General features: G+C 66.2%; 3 protein-coding genes. 2 read left to right on the top strand and 1 reads right to left on the bottom strand.

Annotated elements, in window-relative coordinates; genetic code table 11:
- Nucleotides 1-211 (bottom strand): hypothetical protein (locus ENZ74_RS34810; protein ID WP_206522379.1); only part of this gene is annotated, 211 nt, incomplete at its 3' end.
- A gap of 53 nt (nucleotides 212-264) precedes the next feature.
- Here ENZ74_RS34810 and ENZ74_RS31275 point away from each other — a divergent pair.
- Entirely contained in the window at nucleotides 265-945 is a 681-nt protein-coding gene (locus tag ENZ74_RS31275; protein WP_063168602.1) for a hypothetical protein, read from the top strand.
- A gap of 161 nt (nucleotides 946-1,106) precedes the next feature.
- Nucleotides 1,107-1,313: a hypothetical protein gene (locus tag ENZ74_RS31270; protein WP_013530681.1), complete on the top strand. Its 207-nt coding sequence runs from the start codon at nucleotides 1,107-1,109 to the stop codon at nucleotides 1,311-1,313.
- The last annotated feature ends 294 nt before the right edge of the window (nucleotides 1,314-1,607 follow it).

Raw genomic sequence — 1,607 nt, 5'->3', positions numbered from 1 at the left:
CAGGGATATGGGGTTGTGACTGCATGACCGTGCCGTTGCCGATGAATATTGGGACCCGTGATTGCAGGGGCTTGCCGCGATTATAGGAGAGCCGCGCCCGAGCGGCGTGGAAAATTGCAACCGAACGTTTCCGGCGGGCCATGGGAAACATTCGGAAACAAATTGCCCTTTTGCGGAAACCTTCGGCAACACGCCGACGCGAAGCGGACAAAGACGCTTCCTATCCTCTGAACCGTCCGAAGCATGAGAGAAAGGAACATCTTTATGCCAAGCAGACTTCTTGCGCTCGGCCTGTTTTCCGTCGCCGCAATTCACCCCGCGCTGGCGGCGCAGCCCGACCCCGGCGCCGGACCCGGTGAGCCGCCCCCTGTCATGGCCATGCAGGATGGGGCAGGCCACGGCCGGAATGGACCCGGCCCGCATGGACCGATGCGACCTGGTTCGCAGGGTTTCGGCCCGCAAGGCTTTGGCCCCCGCCGCATGGGTCCGCCGCCGGAATTCATGCTGGCCGCCCGGCTCGCCGCGCTGGAGACCCGCGTCGGCATCCGCACCGAACAGCTCGACGCCTGGCGCGACTACACCAGCGCGCTGCAGGCGGTGCTTTCGCAGCCTCGGCCTGACCGCGGGCGGCCCGTTGGTGCTGAAGCGAAGGACCCCGACGCAGCAGGCCCGGGCGGCAAGCCCGATCCCTTCGCCTTCCAGGAAAAGCTGGCCGACGACGTTACCGCCCGCGCGGTTTCGGCCGGCAGACTGAAGGAGGCGATCTCTGAACTGCGCGCCAAGCTGACGCCCGAACAACTCGAACTCCTCGCTTCGGCGGAACGTGCCCATGGATCACCCCCCGGTCCCTGGGGCGGTCCGCCGAACGATGCAGCCGGCCCCAGAGGCCTGCCCAACGATGGCAGGCAGCTCCCGCCCCAGCCCGGGAACGACGAGCAACTCTGACCGACTGCACCGGCCGGCCCGGTACCCAACCCGTTCTCGGGTCGGCCGGTTCTCCGGGGATGGCGGGCGTATCTCCGCCATCCTCGTTTCAATCACGCCCAGTTCGAATCGCGCCAATTCGGAACCATGCCCAATTCGAACCCTGCAATGGAAGCACGACAATGTGGGAAGCCATGATCATGCTGCGGCTGCTCGCGTCCGCCAGCCCGAGGCTCTCGTTCGGTCCTGTCGGGCGAGGCATGCCGCTGGCCCCGCCGGCCGACACGCTGAAGGGCGCGATCCGCCTGAGTTTCGCCGGCTGGCGGTTGTCGCTCCCGCTGTCGCAGCCGCTCGACAACCATGGGCATGATGACCGCAAGATCGCGTGAATTCCGGCAAGGCGCTTGGCATGTCCTCGCTGATCGGCATAATGATGTTGGTGGGCATCGCGGCCGGCTACTCGACCTTCGAGCAGCTCCGGCCGCCGAGAAGGAGCGCGACATGAGCCGCTTCGAAGCATTGCTCGTCGCCGCCCGCAGACCGGCGCGGCCCACCATCAAGATATCGGCCGGCATGCCTCGACCAAGCGGTCGATTGCCCGCGCCCGCAACTCCAGCGAAAGATCATTCAGTCCATGTCTATCCAGCCTAGCCCGTCTTTGCAGCCGGCACGCCGTCTGGCGC

It is taken from the genome of Mesorhizobium sp. M7A.F.Ca.CA.002.15.2.1 (assembly GCF_003998715.1).
In the GTDB taxonomy this organism is placed as follows: Bacteria; Pseudomonadota; Alphaproteobacteria; order Rhizobiales; family Rhizobiaceae; genus Mesorhizobium; species Mesorhizobium ciceri.
Note: the sequence above shows the minus strand (reverse complement) of the source record. Positions and strands in the feature narration are given on the sequence as shown.